We start from the raw sequence: 17,690 nt of genomic DNA on the forward strand, positions 1-17,690 counted from the left end.
TGGAATTATGCAAAGAGCCCTATCCATTATCGGTTCTCGACTCCTTCAATTGCTCATTATGATATTGGTTCTCTCGTTTATCACCTTTTTATTAATGAAGCTAACTCCGGGAGATCCCATACGGGCCTTATTAAAGGTGGACGATATGATTGCAACAACAGCAGATGAAGAAAGGTTAAAGAAAGAATATGGATTTGATCAACCCATCCTAGTGCAATATGGTCAATGGCTTTGGAAGGTAGCTCATTTGGATCTTGGAGAATCGATTATTTCTAAAAGACCTGTTTTAGATATGATATTAGGCAAATTGCCTGCTACGATCGCTTTAACCGTTGGCGGGATGATTGCCCTCTTTCTTATTGCCGTCCCACTAGGAATCCTAGGAGCAGTGTATGAGGGACGCTGGCCAGATTTCTTAAGCAGATGGATAGCCACATTAGGTGCATCTATTCCAAGCTTTTGGCTTGGCTTATTGCTCATCTATGTATTCTCTGTAAAACTCAATTGGCTACCTGTCATGGGAAAAGGTACACTTGCTCATTATGTTATGCCTTCTATTACTCTAGGAATAGCAATGGCACCCATGTACATTCGGTTGTTACGGGAACGTCTCATTGCTACATTGCAAAGCTCTTATATTGAAGCTGCAAAGGCAAGAGGATTGTCTAGCTCGAGGATCATCACTTTCCATGCATTGAGGGGGAGTCTCATTCCATTAGTGACCATGTTTGGACTTAGTATTGGAAGTCTTTTAGGCGGAGTAACGGTGATCGAAATTCTATTTTCTTGGCCAGGTATGGGGGAACTGATTGTTAACTCTGTTATGCAACGGGACTATCCTGTCATTCAAGGATATATTATCATCGTAGGTGTCTTAGTCGTCTTCGCCAATCTATTGGTAGATTTATTATACTTAGTGATTAATCCTCAAATAAAACAAGGGAAGGAGGCAGGGTAAATGGAGACAGTAGTTAAGAGAAACACAACCATATTTAGCAACAATCCTAGTTTGTTTTTTGGTATCATTCTAGCATTATTCCTTGCCTTGCTTACTTTTCTTGGAGGAGTAATCGTTACTCATGATCCCTTTCAAATAAATATGGGTAATAGACTTCAGGAAGCGAGTTCTGTTCACTGGCTTGGAACAGATCAATTAGGTCGTGATGTCTTCTCAAGAATTGTATTTGGTGCCAAGTTAACGATCGGTTTAGGTATGCTATCGATTTTCATGGCTGTTTGTATCGGTGTTCCCATTGGACTTATTTCTGGATATGTTGGCGGTCGAATTGATGCCTTTCTTATGAGAATTATAGATGGTATTTTAACGTTTCCAGATTTTATCTTGGCCATTGCGATTGCTGGAATTCTAGGTCCAAGCTTAACGAATATTGTCATTGCCATCGTTTTAGTGAGATGGATTGTGTATGCTCGGGTGGTACGTGGTCTTGTGCTTGTGGAAAAAGAGAAGGAATATATTCTCGTTTCCAAGGTTTCCAATTCGAGCTCGTTTAGAACTATTCGCATGCACCTACTTCCTCAAGTAATGCCCGAGATTATTGTCATGGCAGCCATTGATGTGGGGAAAGTGATTCTATTAATCTCGGCTTTATCCTATATCGGCTTAGGAGCTCAACCTCCAATCCCAGAATGGGGCGCCATGCTTAATGATGCTACTGGTTACTTTCAAGTAGTTCCATCGCTAATGATCTATCCCGGACTGGCAATTATGATCACGGTACTATGCTGTAATTTATTAGGAGACGGCTTTAAAAATCAATTTGATATTAGAAAAGGGAGGGACTCATGATGACGCAACCAATTATCTCCATTCAACACTTGAATATTGTGAACGGAGGAACGGCAAATCCTTTGTTAAAAAACGTATCTATCAATGTAAAAAAAGGAGAGATCGTTGGATTAATAGGAGAAAGTGGAAGCGGTAAGAGTTTAACAGCAAAGGCTATTATGGGACTCCTTCCTTCTACTATGAAGGTGACAGGAAGGATTACGTATAAGGGTAATGACCTACTTACGTTACCTTCAAAGGAACATCGAAAGCTTCTTGGGAAAGAAATAGCGATGATTTTTCAGGATTACCGTGGAAGCTTTACCCCATTCATTAAAGTTGGAAAGCAAATCCTGGAAACCATTTGTACCCATCAACCTGTTGGTAAAAAAGAAGGAAAGACGATCGCACTAACTGTTTTGGAGAAAATGGGGCTTGATGCTGAAAGGGTATACCGCAGTTACCCGTTCGAGCTTAGTGGTGGTCAAGTACAACGAGCTTCCATTGCCATGATACTTGCTCTAAAACCATCTGTACTTATTTGTGATGAAATAACCACGGCACTAGATGTAATGAACGGAGAGAGAGTCCTCGATTATATTGAGAAGGTGCGTAACGAAACAGGATGTGCTGTACTTATGATTACCCATGACCTAACATTAGCGTACAAACGAACAGACCGAATTTATGTCATGCATCAAGGGGACATAGTGGAAGAGGGCTTGCCAGAGCAAATTCGCTGTCATCATCAGCACCCTTATACGAAGAAACTGTGCTCCTGCTTACTTTCCCTTCCTGAAAATCAATCATTACCACAAGCGAAGGTGAGTATGCTATGAGTCTCATTGTAGATGGCTTAACTAAGTCTTATTCCAAACACGTGCAAGCGTTAAAGCATGTTTCCTTTTCTGTGTCCGAAAGAGAATCGATTGGGATCGTTGGGGAAAGTGGAAGTGGAAAAAGCACATTAGCAAAAATACTATTGGGATTAGAGACGTATAAAGAAGGTTCGATTACTTTTAACGGAGAACCTATTGCACCGAAAAAGCGAGCTTTGTTACGGCAATATCGTAAGAATGTCCAAATGATATTTCAAGATTCCACTAGTACGTTAAACCCAAAATTACCAATCTGGAGAAGTGTCCTTGAGCCCCTTGATAATTATAAGGAGGTCACTCCTTCTTTTATAGAGGTGGAAGGAAAATCACGAAAAGAAGTGGCAGTACAATTACTAGAAATGGTGGGACTGACTAGTGAAATGGCAGACCGTTACCCATGGGAGTTAAGTGGGGGCCAAAAGCAACGGGTAAGTATTGCAAGGGCGCTTAGTATTGAACCATCTCTTCTTGTTTGTGATGAACCAACCGCGAGCTTAGATGTTACCGTACAAATGCTAATTTTAAATTTGTTGAAGGACTTTAAAGAGACGTTTAACATGAGTATTATTTTTATCTCCCATGATATCCGGGCAGTTGCCTTTCTTTGTGAAAAAATCATTGTCTTAAAAGATGGCTCGATCGTGGATGAATTTAGGATTGAGGACATTTATGATAACGACCGCCATCCTTATACGAAAGCGTTAATTAGGGCGGCATCGATTGAATAGAAAAGAAAGAGGAATTTAAATATGAAGGCTTCCATGTCAATTCAGGAATTAAATAAGGGGGATACAATCACCCATCGTCAATATTTGGTGCTAGCTCTACCGTTGATCATTTCTGGGATATCCACACCACTTTTAGGTGCAGTAGATACGGCCGTTGTTGGGAGAATTCCAGACCCCGCGGCCATCGGGGGTGTGGCAGTAGGGGCGGTTATCTTCAATACGATGTACTGGCTCCTTGGATTTCTCCGTGTCAGTACCAGTGGTTTTACGGCCCAAGCGCAAGGGGCAAATAGTGACAAAGAAATACTTTTATCCCTTTATCGACCAATGATTTTAGCAATTTTGTTTGGCTTCCTTTTTATCCTTTTTCAGCAACCGATTTTACATATCGCCTTAAGTTTAATAGGTGGAAGTGAAGCCGTTTCTTCATTTGCAGCCACTTATTTTTCCATTCGTATCTGGGGTGCACCTTTTATTCTACTAAGCTATGTTCTTATTGGTTGGCTTATTGGAATGGGGAAAGTTAAATTAGCCCTTGTGATGCAAATTTCCATGAACCTATTAAATATCGTCTTAGACGTGTTTTTTGTTTTAGGTTTAGGCATGGGTGTTGTGGGAGTTGCCTATGCCACACTCATCTCCGAGGTTGGAGTTGTTTTTGTAGGTATGGTTTTTATCTTACGGAAACATATCATGAAACTTCTACAAATAAAGCTTCCGATGCTACTAGAACCAGAGTCGCTCTTGAAAATGTTAAAGGTGAATAGAGACTTGTTTCTCAGAACTGTTTGTTTACTGACAATGACGATTCTCTTCACTGCAAAAGGGGCTAGTTTTGGGGAGGTAACCTTAGCTGCAAATGCGATCTTACTACAAATACACTACATTATCGCTTATTTATTTGGTGGATTCGCTAACGCGTCTAGTATATTAGTTGGAAGAGCCATTGGTGGTAAGAAACAGGAACTTTATCATCAAGCATATCGGTTATCGGCACAATGGGGGAGCATTGCGGCAATTCTATCGGTAGTAACAATCCTTTTATTCGGAAGTCAACTCGGTAGTCTATTTACAACAATCGAAGAGGTAAGGTGGATGACAACTGAGTTTATGATTTGGATGGTTGTGTATTCGATTGTTGGGGTTTGGGGTCTACAATTAGAGGGAATTTTCTCTGGGGCTACTGAGGCTAAATCGATCAGGAACTCCATTATGTGGGCACTCCTTGTCTTTCTAATAGCTCTTTGGTGGTTCGTTCCTATCTACCAAAATCAAGGTCTTTGGCTAGCCTTTGTTATATTTAGCCTTTCAAGATCTGTCTTTCTCTCACTCTATATACCTAAACTCACCCGAACCGCATTTAAGGTGCCTGGCACCATTCGTGGACAAACTAGTTAAATAATCCACCTGATATGGACATTTATTTTGAAGAGCAGACTGTGCAGTTTGCTCTTTTTTGTGGTGGGTGACAGTGGGACAGGTACCTTCTCTCATTTGGTACCTGTCCCCTTGTCGCACAAAAAAAGATAAGTGATTGGCACTTATCTTATAAGTATTCACTGGAAATCACGGAAAAAATTCAGATAAATCAGATTATTAACAGGAAAACATCTCATATTTGTAGAATTAGAAAGTAATCTGCTAAACTCAAACCTTTATGCATCTTTTAAAGTTATGTAAATACCTTTGTATGAAAGTATCGGTAGATCTTCGCTTTCGAGTTTTGCCTTTTCATTAACAGTTTAAGAGGCAGCTATAACGAAAAGAGAAAATAGGCTAGTAGTAGGGGATGAGACAAGTTATTAGATAGCAGATGTAAATCTAATTAGGGGGAATTTAAATGATCGAACTAACTACAGAAGATGAATTTCAATACCATAAGTGGAGAACTAGTTATATTATTATTAAAGATCCAATTCGTACACTTCTCCATAAGTCGCATTGTAATGATGTCAATATCTCAAAGTTTAGAGGGAGAAACCCTAATAATAAAGAAAAATATTTTTTTACTGTAGACATTGATGTAGGAAATGAAGGTTTACAAGCTGAGAAATGTTATAACTGTTGGCCTGAATGAAATGGCAGTCGGGGTCAGACCCCCAGTCGATTAAAGTGTTAAAACCAAAGAACTAATGTCAAATATAAAAAGAAACCGGTACAGGACTAAAGTTCCATACTGGTTTCTTTTCAGTTCTCTAATATATCTGAGGTGACTATTTCATACGAAGCAGCAGAAGGTCGGAATGAAGTGTTTTTGTTTGTATAAAATTTAGATAAAATAATACCTTCTCATTTCCTTGTATTTATGGTTATGGATCTCTAATCAATGTAAAACTTTTCTTTTAATAATAAAAATATAGGAACTGACGTTCTTTAAAGGTGGTATAATATTGTTATACATACTTAGACAAGAATTTTAAAGGACAAGGAGTGAGGCTATATATTTTTGATGATAATTTAGCTTTACCAATAGGAAGGGAGGTTTACTAATTGTTTATAAACATTTTCTTTTTAGTAATTTTAATTTATGTTTGTGGTTCATTAATATTTTACTTAATTAGTAGATTTCATTATTCAGTACATACTACTGCATTGCGTAAGGGACTTTATACAATTTTTTGTTTGGTATAATACTAGCTTTTGGATTGAGAGAAATTGAATATACAAATTGGCAACTCTTACTTCAACTAACTGCATTCATTATTTTCGTCGATCTAAGTGTTTTTCAGACTCCTAATATATTGAAAATATGGTCTGCAGAGTTTAAACATGCTGATACTATTGCAGCAAATGCCAAAGAAAATGAAAAACGGCTACAATACATGAATAAGAAATCAAATGTATTTACAACAATCTTACAACAGGCAGAGGATTACCTAACCGGAATTTCTAATATCACATCAAAAAATTCATATGAAAAAGAACTAAAATCCTTTATTTGGCAATATACCAGCCAATTTGACTTCAGCATTAAAATATTTTTCTTACCAGATGACTTGGAAGATGAAGATGCAGTTAAGAATGAAATTTTAATAGGGTTAAAGCAATGGGAGAATATCTTTAATCTTTCGTTTAATCATAGTAAATTAGAAGAGGCACAACTCATTTTAAACAATGCACAAGTTTTTGCGTATGATGGAAAACATGTAATTATACCAATCTATGATGGTAGGTACAATTTATTAATGAAGGTAACAGCGAATCAAGAAGATATTATTGAAATTGATACGACAAACCTTATTAATTTAACTACTATTTTTAATTGGGTAGTGTAATTATAACTAAAAGTGGTATAATAAGGGAAAGAATATATTGAAGGAGGAACTTTTATGAGTACTAATCTATTAAAGAAAACACATAGTGAAACTAAAAAGAAAAAACGTATTACAACAGTTCCTCAGTTTGATTCAACCAGAAGGCTGATGGAGCAAAATAAAAAAATTGTAAGCCTTGTAACTAATAAATAATAAAAACCAAAGATGAATTTTCTTCTTTGCTTTTTTGTATATGTTTATTTAACTCCGCATATGGATAGATTGATAGTAGTAATCAATTTATCGGAGGAGATCCCGAGTGTCAAAAGCTAATAACAATAAAAATATCATTCCAAAAAATCCAAAACGAATAACCACTTCAAGTATAGATAAGAACAATAAGCTATCAAAAGAAAATAGAAAAATTATACAATATTTCAATTCAGTAAAAGAATAAAATTACAGGAAGTAAGTACAAGTCGTGCCAAATCCATTAAAAAGAAGTCTTATAAGAGGCTATATACTTCAATGTGAGGAGCAAACTATTCAGTTTGCTTCTTTTTTGTTGTCTCCTTAGGACAGAGGGACAACTCCCTCGTCATAATTACCGTTTCTCCTTTTATATTCGAATTTCAAACGGAATAAAATGGTAAACCAGGTCGTGAGTTAGAGGCCTTTTAAAAGCGATGAAATTGGATAAGAAAATAAAAATAGCATTTGATGAATGGAACCTTAGAAGCTGGCATCATACCAATGTGCATACGATTAAACAAGGGATCGATAAAAAGGATTATGTGGATCCGCGAGATAAAAATGATGACAATAGCCAATATACCATGGCAGATGATATCTTTACGGCAAACTTCTTAAGTGCTATGAATAGGAATAGTGATATTGTAGGTATGGATAATTTTGCGCCTATCTTAAATACGAGAGGTTGTATTTATAGTCATTCTGAAGGAATTGTTTTAAGAAGCACTTATCATGTATTTGATCTTTATGTAAATTATCTTGGAGACACGATAATTGATGTATGGTCGGAAGAGTTGCCTACTATGAAAGTAACTCATAAGCATGGAGCGGAAGTGGAAATAGAAAACTTAGATATACTTGCTACAAAATGGTCAGATAAACCAGGTATAGGCTTATAGGGTAATAAATAAACATCCGGAGGAAAGTCAAAAAATAAATCTTTCATTTTTTTGTGAGGGGAAAAAGGTAAATTTATATGGAATTAATGGTGAAACACCTGATTCCTATAATGATGTTGATAAAAATGAGGTAACTATTTTTAAAGAAAAACTTGGTGACTTCTACAGGAATATGGAAATTGAATTAAAGCCCCATTCGGTTAATATTATACAGATAGTTTAATTAGGGGTTTGAAACATTGAATGATCATTATGCAGATTTGACTCCTTCAATGGATAACACCATACCAACAAGTGAATTCCCATTGTGATCGGTCACTGCCTCCCCGACGTACACGTAGAGTAAATAGTGTGACCCAAGTAAGGTAACGCTTTACCTCACTGGGGGTCAGGCACCTTATTTAAAATCAAGGCACAACATTTAGGGTTTATTTACCGATTGCAAGGTAGGACGAGGGACATGTCCTTGTCCTACCCTTGTCCTCATTCAAAAATATAACCAATTACATTTAAGGCCTGATCTAACGTTTCTACGGTGACATTTGCTTTATTTGACAGTTCTTTTAATGGATGGACTAATGATTCGGGTCTAATAATTATGGTCGGTTTATTCATTGCAATTGCGGTACTTGCATCCATTGCAGTATTCCATTGTTTATATTTTTCACCAAATAATGCAATGACAATATCCGACTTTTGCATGAGTACCTGAGTTCTAAGATTATTTATATCTGATGCTGCGTCGTCTTTATATAAGTTTCCAGGTTGTTTTCCTAGAATTTCTTCACCAATATGATCAGATCGATCATGGTTTGCCTGTGGTCCTACAAATACTAAAGGAAGATTTTTTTTTCTTGCTTTTTTGGCAACTTCATCTCTCCAATCATCGTGAATTTGTCCAGCTAAATATACGGTTAATTCCATCATAATCCCTCCAAAGATAACTTTATTCCACGTTTATCATATTAAAATTAATAACAAATTTAAATAATAGAGAAGTGAAGTATGGGTGATATGCTTCTCTTTTTTGGTTATCCCAAATAAACATCATTACTTGTGTTTCCCCTATTTTATACAATTAAAACGTGATTACCTATTTTCCCCCAACTCTGAAGGAGCGTTACATAAAACTTGTCGTGGTACTGAGAAAAGATACTATATTCAATCGAGCTTTGGAAACGAAACAGTTACTACCTCAAAAGGAAAAATGGAAATTACATGTTTTACATCCTATTCAAGATGGTATATATCTATGAGGTGATTAGATGTCTTCTGAAAAAAACGTAGCAAAAAACAACAATTACAAAAATAATCGAGACCACCCAGAGCAGTATCCTACAGAACAAAAAAGCTTATTTGATAGATTTGAAAGTCAACAAACTGTCGATGCAATTCCGATGGAAGATTTAAAATTAGAGAAACGCGAAGAAAAAGAAAAGCATAAAACGAAAAATAATTCTTCAAGCAAGCAGAAATACAAATAAAATCAGGGTTCAAGTAAATAGTGCCTGGCCCCCAGCACGGTAACGCTTTACCTCACTGGGGGTCAGGCACCTTATTTAAGCGGGTGGGAGTATTTCTACTACACTTAGTAAAAAAATGGATGAAGTCGAAGCGATAATACTTGTTGATAATGCCCAATCTCCGATGATATCTGAACCAATTAATGCTCTAAAACACATCGTTACAACAGGAAATACATCGAAGCTACACATTTGCTTTACTCACTTTGATGAGGTGAAAGGAGATAACCTTCCTACGGTTTCAGATAAAGAAGGTCATGTAGTTGGTTCTTTAGAGAACGCGATTGAAGAAATCGGAAAGAAACTCGGTGCAAACGCTCAACGATATCTAACCAAACAAATGCAGAAAGATACTTTTTTCTTCTTAGGTGCTATCCATAACGAAATTAGAGATAACGATGATTATGCAAAGGAACAATTATGCAAATTAGTTGAAGCTTTGTTAGAGACCATAATCGAGGTCGAACCCAGTGAAACATTTCCAATTTATAATGGAACCACCGCCGCTTTAGCAATTCAGCGTGCAGCCGATGAGTATTACAAGCGTTGGAATAGTATATTAAATCTTTCTCAGGATATATCACTTAAGGAACACTGAAGAAGAATTCAAGCCTTAAGTAGGAGATTTGCTGAATTAGGTGAAGATGAGTACGATTATCTAAGGCCAATTGCTGACTTAAGCATGATGCTACGTGAAAATCTCTTTACTTCTATTCTAGATCAACCTATTGGGTGGACAGCATCTAATGCTTCTGATGAAATGAAACAAGCAAGTATTGACCATATCGCAGTGAATTTTAATAAAGCACTCCAGCAGTATATAACTACAACGATGTGGAGTAAACAGATGTTACAATGGAAAGATGCATTTCACCATAGTGGAACAGGATCTACGAAATTAAGAGCTAGAGAAATGCAATTAATATATAAACGTACTATTCCGGAACCTTATGAATTTCACTCTAACAGTTCTACAGTTCTAGACATATATAAAATATTGAAAACCTCCATCGAAAAAAGTGGCGGGAAGATGCAGGATTAATCTTAATTAATACGAAGTACGAAAAGCCTAAAGAGGTTTTCGTACTTTTATCTTTTAGGACATACTAAATTGTTTATTAAAAGAGACAGAGGAAGAGACTGAGGGACAGGAACCTGTTCGAGTCTAGGAATTCCTTCATGGAGTGAGTAAGACAAGGAACCTGTCCCTTTGTCTCAAATTGAAGTCGGTTAATTTTCATTAATGATTATTTGGGTTTTTTAATTGAGATTTGCTACCTCGTTTAGAGTTGTATTTCGTTCCTTTATTATTATCCCCAATAGCTGTCTCCTGACCGAATTCAGTGTCCAATTTTCCACCTCGACCTGGTGAACTTTGGTTTTTACTTCCTTGATTATTCCTCTTTGTCATGGTTTACACCTCCTTTTTCCGTACCTTATTATTCCTAGCTTTTCTTGTTTCATTACAAAAACGATAGTGATATATCGTATAAATTATTTAGTACGTAATCTTAGTTGTTAATAAGACCCGTATTATCGCTAGAACTAAAACATTGCAGTATAATTTTCTATTTACTTCTGATAATAAAAAAAAGGGGGGATACGATGGCAAAGCGTAATGGTAAAACAGATGCAGAGCAAAAGAATAAACGATCAGGGAAAACTGATTCAGAGTTCTCTAAAGAACTTGGCAGTGCTGCGGCTAATCGAGCTCAGAAAGAAATAGCAAAAAAAGAAAAAGCGTCCAAAAACCAAGGAGAATGGAAAGGTATGCATTAAAAATATCTTCAAAAAATGGTTGCATACATTAAGATAGAGAAATTGGTAAAAAAAAACAAAAAGCCTTATCTTCAGTAGAAATACTGTAGGTAAGACTTTTTGTTTCGGTCCGAAGGCGGTCCAAAGAGACCGGTACCTTAATCTTTAATTAAAAATAGGACAGTGAACCTGTCCCTCTGTCCCATAATTAAATATGTTAAATGGAAGTGGTATTGGAGTTATCTCACAATGGTGTTTAGTTATTACTCATCACGGCTGTTCTACCGTTGGTTTTTACGAGATGAATTATGTGAAAAAAGGGGTCAGACAAACCTGTAATGAACAGTTTGTCTGACCCTTTTTTAGTACCGTCTCCACGCTTTTATTAATTTCCTTTTTCACCAAATACTTCAGGGATCATCTTAAATCCATCTATGATCGTATCTTCTACTACTTCAATCATCAGGTACCGTTTACCCTCAAAGTGAATCTGTCGAATGTATCTTAAATCTTGGGGACTAATTGAAACATTGGCGACCTTCGTTTCGATTTTTATCGATTTAGAAGTATACTTTGGGACAATATTACTTGCTTTAATTTCATATTTCTCGTCATCAATCACTTTCTGAAAAGCGGATTCAATTTGTTCTGTATGAATATTTTCTATTCCGCTCTGTTTTAACACACGTTCAACGTCTTTTACGTCTAATTTTGGAGCTTCATCCTCCTCATTTTCTTCAATCACACGATTAATTTCTTCATATACATTGGATAGGGTTGCGGTATTAAGTTGATTACCTGTTACTTCTTTTACGATTTCTTCAAAAATAAATTTGTCATCCTTTGCTGTCATCGTTTCTTCGCCATTTAAGACTTCTTCAATGAACTGGTGGTCGAGTTCATTTGCTTTACCGGCCGAATACAGAATATGGTTCACATCTGCTGAATTATCGGTAAAACAAGGAAAGAGAAATCCTCCAATTGGAGCGTTAAGGTTGATGATAGGGTCAACAACAATATTGTACTTAAATTCCTTAATTACATAATCAAAAAGCAATTCTTTCTTCGGTTCTTGTGTGCTATTGATGCTACATAAGATAAACGGGTGAGTATAAACAGCATCTCGATCACTTTCCTCAGCCTGTTCATTGTTACGTTTGGTTGGTTTGTAATAGTTTCCACGGATAAAGGTGATGACGATATCCATCTCGTATTGCTTGCTTGATAGGATCTTTCCGACGATCCGAAGCATTTGATCCTTCCAATCTTCCACATCACCGCTCAATAATCCTTGGTGTAAAATAAGTTGGCTGTTATTATCTACGTTTTTTTGAAACCTTAATTCAAATAGCTTCTCATCTAATTGGCCACCTAGAATTTTTTTGAAGTTGTTAAAAAATAATTCTTTTTGCTCCTCCTCTAGCATTTCAAAAGGCTGACTTTGATGATGATAGATTTCAGAGGATTCCTTCATAATATAAACAGTAAAAATATCTTGGATCTTAAGCAAGTCGTTATTTGCTTTAAATTGTTTCCGAATATGTGCAATGTCTTTTTTATTCATCTAAATTTTCAACTCCAGCACTGATTTAGTCTGCCAATTAATGAATTTCATAATTCCATATTATCTCCATTAAGTGACTAAATGTAGTTGCGTGAAATCAGCTCACAACTACATTTAGTCTTGATATGGCTCGTTTTAGGTAATTCTGAAATTCACTCAATTAAAAAAGTTAAGGGCTGGGCACTTAACTTTCACAACTATAGCATTTTATTATTCTAACATATGAATGTTGGTGGTGTCAGGCACCGTTCGTGGACAAGTTGTTAAAAAAATCCGTGTGGAAAAGACATTTAGAGATTTTTTGAGGAGTAGACACTGCAGTTTGCTCTTTTTTGTTGTCCTTTTATTCACGACTACAAAATGTTAAAATTAACCAAAAGTTGTTCGAGGTGATGGAAGTGGGGAAAGAAATTGAGGAAACCATAGTTACTATCTTAAAGAAAACTATATCACCATCAACCATTTATATTTTTGGATCCTACGTTAAAGGGAACATGAGAAGTGATAGCGATATAGATATTGCTTTTCTTTCCAAAAAGGGTATTGATGACTATGAGCGTTTCATGTTAGCTCAGGAGATAGCAGATAAGTTAGGTAGAAATGTTGATTTGATTGATTTAAATAAAGCTTCCACAGTCTTTCAAGCGCAAATAGTTGGAATAGGAAAAACAATTTACTGTATCAACCCACTCAAAAGAATGAATTTTGAAATGGTAGCACTAAAAATGTACGCTAAGCTCAATGAAGAACGTAAGGAGATCATTGATAGAATTAAGGAAAGCGGGGAAGTTTATGAAACCTGACATAATCCTTAACAAAATAAGTATTATTGAACGCTGCTTACATAGAGTGAGTGAAGTTTATGAGGGGGACCCTGAGAATTTAAATGATTTTACAAAACAAGATTCTATTATTCTTAATATCCAAAGAACCTGTAAAGCTTCTATTTATTTAGCTATGCATATCATTGCAGAACGAAAGCTTGGAATTCCCCAACATAGTCGTGATGCATTTACAATATTGAATGAGACGAACATCATTTCCACTGAAATTGCATTGAGCATGAAAGTCATGGTTGGATTTGGTAATATAGCAGTACATGATTATCAATCAATTAACTTGTCTATCCTGCAAAAAATTATTGAAATTCATGTGGACGACTTTCGCCAATTTAATGAGAGTATATCGAAACTACTCTCGAATTAAATTGTTGATGGATTAAGATATTATTTTGTTATGTTTGAGGAGGATATCGATGGAAAACGATAATCTTAATTACGCTATTCAAATTTTAGAGGAACACTTTGAAAATTTAGAGTTTCTTAGGAATAAACAACGTGATAGAACTTTTCACTGTGACAACCCGAAAAATATTGTTTCACAGAAGCACTCATGAAACAAGAAACTTCGGGGAGTCATAGTGAACATAAGCTAACTCGTAAACTCCATGAAGCGGGAGTCTTCTGGCCAAAAGTGATAAAAATTTATCGAAATCCATTCTGTGTAATTTGTTTAAAAAACAAAATGGTTTATAATAGTGTAAGAAATATTGAGTAAAAGGTGGTGTGTATATGGCTATTCGTAAGGAAGATTTATATAAGATGGTGGAATCTTTAAACGATGAAGATAAAAAAGCAGCCTTTGACTTTATGGAATTCTTGATTGAACGTTCTAAGAGCAAAAAGCCTAAATCATGGCAAAAGATTGATGAACTAGAAAGTGACAATGATCCATTAACAAAAGAAGAACGTGAGCAATTAGAAAGTAAAGAAGGATATATTTCAGGGGAGGATGCTAAGCGTGAATTCGGACTACAAGTTGATTTACCATAAGTCCGCAGTTAAATTCATAGCTAAATTAGATAAAAACTCTCAAGAGAGAATTATAACTGGATTAAAAGGACTTTTGTCCATTCCTCCTGAAGGAGATATTAAGAGTCTTAAAGGGTATAGTGGTTTGTATCGGTTGAGGATTGGAAGTTACCGTGTGATTTTTAATATTGACCATCAAGAGCAAGTTGTCTATATTGAAGCAATTGGAAACCGTGGGGATATTTATAAATAGTATTAACGTATAGAGGCTGGGACAACACTAGGATTTAATAATGAAAAAAGTGAAATTGAGCTCACTCAATATCACTTTTTTTAATTTTCATATATTAATTCTAGTTCACTTTACGTAAATTCTCGTAATTTTTCGCAAATGTACGGCCCATTTCGTTTTAGAATAATATCACTGTGACAACCCGAAAAATTTGTTTCACAGAAGCACTCATGAAACATGAAACTTCGGGGAGCCACAGTGAACATAAGATGGCCAACCGTTACCACCTGTATCCAGGTATTGCTTATATAAAATTAGGCGTTAAGGAAAAGGAGATTGTTGGAGGTGCACTTACGATTTATAATAAGAAAAAGTCCCTGTTTAAAGGTATCACTTTACGGTTAATACAACACTTGCGATGTTTTTATAAACCAGGTAACTATAGTAAAAATCCATTAAGGCACACCACAATCCACATTGTGGTGTGCCTTTTTGTCTGTTAAGACAGAGGGGCAGGTCGCTCGTCCTAAGGGCAGTGGATAATTACCGATTGTTCCTTTTAATTTCGAAACTTCAACCGGAATAAAATGGTAAACTGAGTCGAATTATAGTAAAATATGTCAATAGATGTCAATAGATTACTAGTTTTTATTACTAAGATCGGAAAAGAGGTCGGTTGAATGAGTTGGATTTTTCCCATTGTTTTATTGTTAGGAATGCTTTATTTACGAAGGAACTACGCCTCCATTAAGGGGTGGTTTGGAGAGGCATTCGCTAATCGGATCCTGTCAAAGTTAGACCCAGAACAGTACACAGTCTTTCACGATATTTATGTACCTACGGAGGAAGGAGGTACGACACAGCTCGATCATATCGTTACCTCACCTTATGGAATATTTGTCATTGAGACAAAGCATTATGAAGGCTGGATTTTCGGGAAAGAAGATCAACGAAACTGGACTCAAGTCATATACAAGCGTAAAGAAAAACTATTCAATCCAGTTTGGCAGAACGCAGGCCATATTAAAGCTCTTAAATCTTATTTAAACACTGAAGACAATACGTTTTATTCAATCATTGCCTTTTCAAACAACTCCACATTGAAATTTACCGAACCATTTACAAAAGCACGAGTCCTCCAGTTTAGCCATTTGTTACAAGTGATACATGAATACTCAACACCTGTAAATTCTAAACGAGATTTACAATTAATCAACGCAGCCATTGAAAAGCTAAAGATCGTTGATAAAAAACAAAAGCAGCAAGTAAAAAAAGAGCATGTTACCTCAATTAAAGTGAAAAAAGCAGCACAAAAAAGGCTAGCTACCTCTTCAAGTTGTCCTAAATGCGGGAGCAACTTAGTGATGAGACAAGGTAAGTTTGGTCAGTTTCAAGGCTGTAGCAACTATCCGAAGTGTAGATATACGAGACAGATGTCGTCTTAGCTAATTTTTTAGGGGAATATAACATGATTACTCAATGTGAAGCTATTATTGAAGCTTTTAAAGAATTAGGAGGCGTCCAAACCCATCAAGAAATTGCTAATTGGGTTAACAAAAAGTATGGTCCAAAGTGGAAGGACTTTAGTACACCTTTAGCTGATATGGTTCCAGTTGCTAAAGGTGGAAACAAATCATCAACTGTACCTGATTACTTCCGAGTGTTGGAAAGAGTCGAGAGAGGGAAATATAGGCTATTAAACGATGATATTTAAGTAATAGATTGAGAGGAGAAGGCGCATGAAATTTTTTGTGGAAGCCTGGAGCACCAAGTTCCAATCGGATAAATACCCATTAGATTTTTATAGAACGAATATTGAGGAGATTCAAACAGCAGATACCCAAGATAGAGTTGGAGAGCTAATCATTAATCTTCTTCACTGGAAAGATGGGAAAGTAAGGGTGGATGTTAATGGTAGTACACAAGTAGGTGATAAGACTTACACTTTGCTTCCGACAAAACCTAACACCTACAACGAAAAAAAGCATAAAGAAATCTTAACTTCAGCTGCATTTTATGACTGGGTTAAAGAGGTAAGAGCTCTTTCATCTTTTGATAGCGATAAGGTAACGGATATAGCAGAAAAGTTTCAACTATACGGAAAAGACACTCTAGTCATCCCGACTTTCATCTTACATGTAATAAATCCAGTGATCTTCCCTCTTTATGATCAACATGTTGAACGAGCGAAACGTGCCTTACTCGCCGAAGACATTTCCTTTAAATCCGTGGAACTAGACATCAATTCATACATTGGTTATCAGGTGTTTTTCAGTAGATTATTAGAAGACTTTTCTGATCCGACACTACATGATGTGAAAAAGTTAGACAACGCCTTATGGAGTTTTGGTAAATCGTTGAAAAGTAAGACTGTAAAAAAGTACAAAGTAAAATCTCGTAGTATAAAAACAAATTATGTACCAAATGAAATTTTCAAATTGGAAGTCTTAAAAAGATTGAACGGTACTGACAAATCACAGGCAGTGGTCATGAAGGAAGTAGCGGATGAACAAAACGTGGTTTTAAGTTCAAGCTATTATGACTATCCAGGTTCTCATATTTATAGGTGGAGAAAGCAGTTGAGTAGATGATAATTTTATTTTTATCTTTCGACTGAGCAATATATTAATTGCACTCCTATCCAGAAGGTCTATTGAAGAATGGTCATTATAATAATGTTACACTTGCAAACACAAAATACATAACTAGAGCTTAGTGAGGGTGAATTTGGATATCTGAAATACATAAAGAGATTACTGGCTATGAGGGATTATGTGATATTACTGAAAGTGGCAGAGTTATATCGTTGAGATCAAACCGTCCCATGAGTAGATGTAATGATGAACACGGGTTTCATATCGTTAAACTAACAAACAGTATTGGCGAAACAGAAAATCATAACGTCTTCGAATTGTTGAAAAGAGAGTTTAAAAGTTTAGATAAGAGTCATTTTAAAGGAGCGATAAAGGCAAAATACGCTAAAGCTTGTAAATTGCTTGATATAA

The 17,690-nt window shown here is 36.0% G+C and carries 23 protein-coding genes; 20 read left to right on the forward strand and 3 right to left on the reverse strand.

Translation table 11 applies throughout. The features are described from left to right. Positions 1 to 7: 7 nt before the first annotated feature. The 9 genes from nikB to DS745_RS21260 all read left to right on the forward strand — a co-directional run bounded on the left by nikB (position 8) and on the right by DS745_RS21260 (position 7,797). Positions 8 to 958: a nickel ABC transporter permease gene (nikB, locus tag DS745_RS21225; RefSeq protein ID WP_129080258.1), complete on the forward strand. Its 951-nt coding sequence runs from the start codon at positions 8 to 10 to the stop codon at positions 956 to 958. After that, a complete protein-coding gene (gene nikC, locus DS745_RS21230; RefSeq protein WP_129080259.1) occupies positions 959 to 1,807 on the forward strand; it encodes a nickel transporter permease in 849 nt (282 codons plus the stop codon). After that, positions 1,804 to 2,625 (forward strand): ABC transporter ATP-binding protein, encoded by an 822-nt coding sequence (locus DS745_RS21235; RefSeq protein ID WP_241657894.1) that lies wholly within the window; start codon positions 1,804 to 1,806, stop codon positions 2,623 to 2,625. The genes nikC and DS745_RS21235 overlap by 4 nt, the downstream gene beginning before the upstream one ends. Further along, positions 2,622 to 3,392, forward strand: coding sequence for an ABC transporter ATP-binding protein (locus DS745_RS21240; protein ID WP_129080260.1), 771 nt, complete (start codon positions 2,622 to 2,624; stop codon positions 3,390 to 3,392). The genes DS745_RS21235 and DS745_RS21240 overlap by 4 nt, the downstream gene beginning before the upstream one ends. Positions 3,393 to 3,413: 21 nt before the next feature. After that, positions 3,414 to 4,790, forward strand: coding sequence for an MATE family efflux transporter (locus DS745_RS21245; RefSeq protein ID WP_241657895.1), 1,377 nt, complete (start codon positions 3,414 to 3,416; stop codon positions 4,788 to 4,790). A gap of 442 nt (positions 4,791 to 5,232) precedes the next feature. Continuing rightward, positions 5,233 to 5,469: a hypothetical protein gene (locus DS745_RS21250; RefSeq protein WP_129080261.1), complete on the forward strand. Its 237-nt coding sequence runs from the start codon at positions 5,233 to 5,235 to the stop codon at positions 5,467 to 5,469. A 541-nt stretch (positions 5,470 to 6,010) separates the two neighbouring features. Beyond that, positions 6,011 to 6,667, forward strand: a complete 657-nt coding sequence (locus tag DS745_RS21255; RefSeq protein WP_129080262.1) for a type II toxin-antitoxin system SpoIISA family toxin — start codon at positions 6,011 to 6,013, stop codon at positions 6,665 to 6,667. Between the two features lie 54 nt (positions 6,668 to 6,721). Beyond that, entirely contained in the window at positions 6,722 to 6,859 is a 138-nt protein-coding gene (locus DS745_RS24715; protein ID WP_161568339.1) for a hypothetical protein, read from the forward strand. Between the two features lie 479 nt (positions 6,860 to 7,338). Then, entirely contained in the window at positions 7,339 to 7,797 is a 459-nt protein-coding gene (locus DS745_RS21260) for an alpha-L-arabinofuranosidase C-terminal domain-containing protein (protein WP_206662949.1), read from the forward strand. A gap of 483 nt (positions 7,798 to 8,280) precedes the next feature. Here the strand turns inward: DS745_RS21260 and DS745_RS21265 are convergent, their stop codons facing one another. After that, the gene (locus tag DS745_RS21265) at positions 8,281 to 8,721 is read right to left on the reverse strand and encodes a YtoQ family protein (RefSeq protein ID WP_129080263.1); all 441 of its coding nucleotides are present in this window, start codon (positions 8,719 to 8,721) and stop codon (positions 8,281 to 8,283) included. A 341-nt stretch (positions 8,722 to 9,062) separates the two neighbouring features. Here DS745_RS21265 and DS745_RS21270 point away from each other — a divergent pair, with 341 nt between their 5' ends. The 3 genes from DS745_RS21270 to DS745_RS21280 all read left to right on the forward strand — a co-directional run bounded on the left by DS745_RS21270 (position 9,063) and on the right by DS745_RS21280 (position 10,362). Beyond that, positions 9,063 to 9,281 (forward strand): hypothetical protein, encoded by a 219-nt coding sequence (locus DS745_RS21270; RefSeq protein WP_129080264.1) that lies wholly within the window; start codon positions 9,063 to 9,065, stop codon positions 9,279 to 9,281. A 115-nt stretch (positions 9,282 to 9,396) separates the two neighbouring features. After that, a complete protein-coding gene (locus tag DS745_RS21275; RefSeq protein ID WP_129080265.1) occupies positions 9,397 to 9,918 on the forward strand; it encodes a hypothetical protein in 522 nt (173 codons plus the stop codon). A gap of 84 nt (positions 9,919 to 10,002) precedes the next feature. Beyond that, positions 10,003 to 10,362: a hypothetical protein gene (locus DS745_RS21280; RefSeq protein WP_129080266.1), complete on the forward strand. Its 360-nt coding sequence runs from the start codon at positions 10,003 to 10,005 to the stop codon at positions 10,360 to 10,362. Positions 10,363 to 10,560: 198 nt separating this feature from the next. Here DS745_RS21280 and DS745_RS21285 read toward each other — a convergent pair whose 3' ends face one another. Beyond that, on the reverse strand, positions 10,561 to 10,731 hold the full coding sequence (locus DS745_RS21285) for an imidazoleglycerol-phosphate dehydratase (RefSeq protein ID WP_129080267.1): 171 nt from the start codon (positions 10,729 to 10,731) through the stop codon (positions 10,561 to 10,563). 194 nt (positions 10,732 to 10,925) lie between these two features. Here DS745_RS21285 and DS745_RS24985 point away from each other — a divergent pair, with 194 nt between their 5' ends. Next, positions 10,926 to 11,099: a hypothetical protein gene (locus DS745_RS24985; RefSeq protein ID WP_196121295.1), complete on the forward strand. Its 174-nt coding sequence runs from the start codon at positions 10,926 to 10,928 to the stop codon at positions 11,097 to 11,099. A gap of 364 nt (positions 11,100 to 11,463) precedes the next feature. On the opposite strand, the gene DS745_RS21290 is transcribed toward DS745_RS24985, so the two are convergent. Next, the gene (locus DS745_RS21290) at positions 11,464 to 12,642 is read right to left on the reverse strand and encodes a DUF4317 domain-containing protein (protein ID WP_129080268.1); all 1,179 of its coding nucleotides are present in this window, start codon (positions 12,640 to 12,642) and stop codon (positions 11,464 to 11,466) included. A 398-nt stretch (positions 12,643 to 13,040) separates the two neighbouring features. Here DS745_RS21290 and mntA point away from each other — a divergent pair, with 398 nt between their 5' ends. From mntA to DS745_RS21325, 7 genes are all read left to right on the forward strand, one after another. Next, a complete protein-coding gene (gene mntA, locus DS745_RS21295) occupies positions 13,041 to 13,445 on the forward strand; it encodes a type VII toxin-antitoxin system MntA family adenylyltransferase antitoxin (RefSeq protein WP_206662950.1) in 405 nt (134 codons plus the stop codon). Then, on the forward strand, positions 13,435 to 13,848 hold the full coding sequence (hepT, locus tag DS745_RS21300; protein WP_129080270.1) for a type VII toxin-antitoxin system HepT family RNase toxin: 414 nt from the start codon (positions 13,435 to 13,437) through the stop codon (positions 13,846 to 13,848). The genes mntA and hepT overlap by 11 nt, the downstream gene beginning before the upstream one ends. Positions 13,849 to 14,213: 365 nt before the next feature. Continuing rightward, entirely contained in the window at positions 14,214 to 14,474 is a 261-nt protein-coding gene (locus DS745_RS21305; protein ID WP_129080271.1) for a hypothetical protein, read from the forward strand. Beyond that, positions 14,443 to 14,706 carry a type II toxin-antitoxin system RelE family toxin gene (locus DS745_RS21310; RefSeq protein ID WP_129080272.1) on the forward strand — a complete coding sequence of 88 codons (264 nt, stop codon included), beginning with the start codon at positions 14,443 to 14,445 and terminating at the stop codon, positions 14,704 to 14,706. Before DS745_RS21305 ends, DS745_RS21310 begins: the two co-directional genes overlap by 32 nt. 659 nt (positions 14,707 to 15,365) lie before the next feature. Continuing rightward, positions 15,366 to 16,130 carry an NERD domain-containing protein gene (locus DS745_RS25260; protein WP_129080273.1) on the forward strand — a complete coding sequence of 255 codons (765 nt, stop codon included), beginning with the start codon at positions 15,366 to 15,368 and terminating at the stop codon, positions 16,128 to 16,130. A 23-nt stretch (positions 16,131 to 16,153) separates the two neighbouring features. Next, on the forward strand, positions 16,154 to 16,399 hold the full coding sequence (locus DS745_RS21320) for a hypothetical protein (protein WP_129080274.1): 246 nt from the start codon (positions 16,154 to 16,156) through the stop codon (positions 16,397 to 16,399). A 25-nt stretch (positions 16,400 to 16,424) separates the two neighbouring features. Beyond that, positions 16,425 to 17,276, forward strand: a complete 852-nt coding sequence (locus DS745_RS21325) for a hypothetical protein (RefSeq protein ID WP_129080275.1) — start codon at positions 16,425 to 16,427, stop codon at positions 17,274 to 17,276. Positions 17,277 to 17,690 lie beyond the last annotated feature (414 nt).

It is taken from the genome of Anaerobacillus alkaliphilus, assembly GCF_004116265.1.
In the GTDB taxonomy this organism is placed as follows: Bacteria; Bacillota; Bacilli; order Bacillales; family Anaerobacillaceae; genus Anaerobacillus; species Anaerobacillus alkaliphilus.

Coding starts and splice junctions, on each gene's coding strand:
- nikB (WP_129080258.1), top strand. CDS start 8: ATGCAAAGAGCCCTATCCATTATCGGTTCTCGACTCCTTCAATTGCTC.
- nikC (WP_129080259.1), top strand. CDS start 959: ATGGAGACAGTAGTTAAGAGAAACACAACCATATTTAGCAACAATCCT.
- DS745_RS21235 (WP_241657894.1), top strand. CDS start 1,804: ATGATGACGCAACCAATTATCTCCATTCAACACTTGAATATTGTGAAC.
- DS745_RS21240 (WP_129080260.1), top strand. CDS start 2,622: ATGAGTCTCATTGTAGATGGCTTAACTAAGTCTTATTCCAAACACGTG.
- DS745_RS21245 (WP_241657895.1), top strand. CDS start 3,414: ATGAAGGCTTCCATGTCAATTCAGGAATTAAATAAGGGGGATACAATC.
- DS745_RS21250 (WP_129080261.1), top strand. CDS start 5,233: ATGATCGAACTAACTACAGAAGATGAATTTCAATACCATAAGTGGAGA.
- DS745_RS24715 (WP_161568339.1), top strand. CDS start 6,722: ATGAGTACTAATCTATTAAAGAAAACACATAGTGAAACTAAAAAGAAA.
- DS745_RS21265 (WP_129080263.1), bottom strand. CDS start 8,721: ATGGAATTAACCGTATATTTAGCTGGACAAATTCACGATGATTGGAGA.
- DS745_RS21270 (WP_129080264.1), top strand. CDS start 9,063: ATGTCTTCTGAAAAAAACGTAGCAAAAAACAACAATTACAAAAATAAT.
- DS745_RS21275 (WP_129080265.1), top strand. CDS start 9,397: ATGGATGAAGTCGAAGCGATAATACTTGTTGATAATGCCCAATCTCCG.
- DS745_RS21280 (WP_129080266.1), top strand. CDS start 10,003: ATGATGCTACGTGAAAATCTCTTTACTTCTATTCTAGATCAACCTATT.
- DS745_RS21285 (WP_129080267.1), bottom strand. CDS start 10,731: ATGACAAAGAGGAATAATCAAGGAAGTAAAAACCAAAGTTCACCAGGT.
- DS745_RS24985 (WP_196121295.1), top strand. CDS start 10,926: ATGGCAAAGCGTAATGGTAAAACAGATGCAGAGCAAAAGAATAAACGA.
- DS745_RS21290 (WP_129080268.1), bottom strand. CDS start 12,642: ATGAATAAAAAAGACATTGCACATATTCGGAAACAATTTAAAGCAAAT.
- hepT (WP_129080270.1), top strand. CDS start 13,435: ATGAAACCTGACATAATCCTTAACAAAATAAGTATTATTGAACGCTGC.
- DS745_RS21305 (WP_129080271.1), top strand. CDS start 14,214: ATGGCTATTCGTAAGGAAGATTTATATAAGATGGTGGAATCTTTAAAC.
- DS745_RS25260 (WP_129080273.1), top strand. CDS start 15,366: ATGAGTTGGATTTTTCCCATTGTTTTATTGTTAGGAATGCTTTATTTA.
- DS745_RS21320 (WP_129080274.1), top strand. CDS start 16,154: ATGATTACTCAATGTGAAGCTATTATTGAAGCTTTTAAAGAATTAGGA.
- DS745_RS21325 (WP_129080275.1), top strand. CDS start 16,425: ATGAAATTTTTTGTGGAAGCCTGGAGCACCAAGTTCCAATCGGATAAA.